Origin of the sequence: uncultured Fibrobacter sp., from assembly GCF_937877005.1 — a bacterium.
In the GTDB taxonomy this organism is placed as follows: domain Bacteria; phylum Fibrobacterota; class Fibrobacteria; order Fibrobacterales; family Fibrobacteraceae; genus Fibrobacter.
Map to the genome: position 1 here is coordinate 1 of NZ_CALEFV010000229.1, position 2569 is coordinate 2569.

At 53.4% G+C, this 2569-nt stretch carries 2 protein-coding genes and 1 pseudogene; all 3 read right to left on the minus strand.

Annotated elements, in window-relative coordinates; all coding sequences use genetic code 11:
- Positions 1-214, minus strand: a pseudogene (locus Q0628_RS10175) (hypothetical protein); the annotation flags it as partial.
- A complete protein-coding gene (locus Q0628_RS10180; protein WP_298770694.1) occupies positions 205-885 on the minus strand; it encodes an isoprenylcysteine carboxylmethyltransferase family protein in 681 nt (226 codons plus the stop codon). The gene Q0628_RS10180 and the pseudogene Q0628_RS10175, both read right to left, overlap by 10 nt.
- A gap of 10 nt (positions 886-895) precedes the next feature.
- The gene (locus tag Q0628_RS10185; RefSeq protein ID WP_298770696.1) at positions 896-2440 is read right to left on the minus strand and encodes an ABC transporter ATP-binding protein; all 1545 of its coding nucleotides are present in this window, start codon (positions 2438-2440) and stop codon (positions 896-898) included.
- Positions 2441-2569: the final 129 nt, after the last annotated feature.

Below are 2569 nucleotides of genomic sequence, written 5' to 3' on the forward strand. Positions count from 1 at the left end.
GGAGTGCATGCGCAAGTCCAAGAAGCATGCGGCATTCGCCGAGACTTGCCCCATGAAGCCAAAGGTACGGGCCATCGCTTGGCCACGGTCCAGACAAACGTTCTTCAATATGATATTCGCGATCGAGGCGGGGCAACTTGCTAGCGGCACGCGCCACCGTCTTAATGGCAGTCCCTACAGCAAGGCGTCCTAAGTTCTTTACGTTTAAGTCCATAGCATGAACGCAATCTTACGGACAACAATCAGCAAAAGGATCATGATCATCCAGAGCCATGTAAAATGGTCTGCAAGGAACGCCTCTTTTGCAGAACGCATCGGTCCGGAGCGGTGGAATTCTCGCGGAAAAAAAGCTGGGGTCTGCTGCGCCCAGATTTTCCACTCGTCACCGAACTTTTTCTCCAGGAAGCGGTCATCGAGCTTACCCAAATAGACTTCAAACGCGACAAGAACCACGATGAACGGAATGACGCGCAGGCTTAGACCCAAGTGCAAGATAATCAGCGAAATCCCAAACGCCGCGTTAGACACGTACAACGGATGCCGCAACCTAGCGTAGGCGCCCCAAGTCACCAACTCGTCGGCATCCTGGATGTCTCCACGCGTATGGTCGCCAATGACGCGGCGAGCCTTGACGCGCAAGTAAAACGCCAAGATGAACACATTGACAAAGACAAGGAACATGACAATTTCGAGGTCAGCCGGTTCAAATACCAGCATGATTAACGAAAGGATACCCAAGACCCACCCGCGGTAACGGAAAAGGAACTCGCGCTTAGGTTCTTCTTCGGGAAGCTGTGCCGTTTCAACAGACGAATCGGCGCTCTGTTTGACCGTATTTTCAACCGGATTTATCTGCTCATTCTGACTTTCAACAGGTTCGTCCATATCACCTCCGCTAAAGCTTTGCAACATTAAATATACATTCAACTTCGGGAGCAAGCACATCATGACTCACAATAATTGTCCATTTACCTAAAGCGTGAGCTGCATCAAGGTAGGATTTCAGCAGGTTTTCGCGGTCGGCCAGCGCCACGGATGCAAAAGGTTCATCCAGAAGGATCGTGCGGGAGTCCGAGGCGAGCGCCCAAAGGAGCGCCACGCGGGCACGTTCGCCGCCTGAAAGGCCTGATTTTTGAAGGAGGGGGGCGGCACCCGAAGCCTGCATAAAGGACTTGAGGATCGAAGACGATTCGGAATCGTAGCGTTTCTCGAGAAGGCGGGAAAGCATCCACCTAGGCGGAAGTTCCAGGTCTTGTGCGACAAAGAACACATCGCGGGGGGTATTCGCGTCGGCAGAATTCCAGCGTTCAAGCCCCGAAAGCAGACGCAATAGCGTGGACTTGCCCACCCCATTTTTACCGCGGACAAGAACCGGTTTTTCGCGGGACCACTGGAGCGCAAGGTCCGTGAATACAGGAGTTTCGGAGCCTTCATAAGTGAATTGTCCCTTGTGAATGGACACCGCACCGGACGCAGCAATATCTTTGCCAGCGGATTTTCCGGCCAATTCAAGCTTTTCAAATTCTTCGAGGACATTGATTGCCGAAACTGCCGAGCGGAACTGCGGCATGACGCGGGCGCATTCCTTGACAGGCTTGTAGCAGAGGAGCACCGCCGAGGTAAACAGCACCAGGCCAGACGCGTCCATGTAGCCGCGGGCCATCAAAAGCGCACAGAACGCAAGCACCAAGACCATCGCAAGCACCGAAACCGTCTCGGTCAAAAGCGAAAGGCCGGATTTTTTGATAGCGGCGGAGAGCCCCGCATCACGGAGGCCACGGACTTCTTTCAGCAAGCCATCCGAGATATCCTTGCGCTCGTCGCGGCCGCTCCACTGCCTAAAAAGCCTACGGGCAAGCGACAGGTTTCCGCGGAAATCGGAACGGGACCGCAACAAGGATTCTTCGGCGGGCCCTAGCTTGTGGAGTTTTCCCTGGAGGACCGCCACCAAGGGAACAATCACCACGAAAAGGAATGCGGTAAGCGGCCAGGAAATGTAAAAGAGCACCGGTAAAAAGACAATCAGTTGAAGAATCGCCTGAACCGCCTGAAAAAAAACGCCACCGTTATTCTGGAGCACGACGGTCGCCTCGTAAGCGGATTCGACCATGCGTTCACCCTTGGGGGTATGGAAATTCTTAGGAGCGAGATCACGGAGCCTGTGCAAGAACCACGCCTGCACCCGTGCCGAAACATTATAGAGCCAACCTTCGGAAACTTTTGACTTGCCGTACAGGAACAACAGGCGAAGCATGGCGAGAACCACCATTCCCCCGACCCAGGCTGCAAGCGGAATATCGGCCTTTCCCCCGACGATGTCAATAAAGGAGCGAACACCCCAAAGCACCGCCGCATCGGCAGCACTTGCCAAAAGCGCCATCGGCAAAAAGCGGATTACACCGCCTTTCAGGGATTTTTTCAGCCATTTTCGCAAATTCACGCAGAAAAATTAACTTTTTTCCAGTTGCCCCCTTGACTAAAATTAAATAGTTACCTATATTTGGCCCTACTAAACGCCCCTATCGTCTAGTGGCCCAGGACTCGGGATTTTCATTCCCGCAACAGCGGT

Bases quoted from the DNA above. Each gene is read 5' to 3' on its own strand.
- Q0628_RS10180 (WP_298770694.1), bottom strand. From the start codon at position 885: ATGGACGAACCTGTTGAAAGTCAGAATGAGCAGATAAATCCGGTTGAA.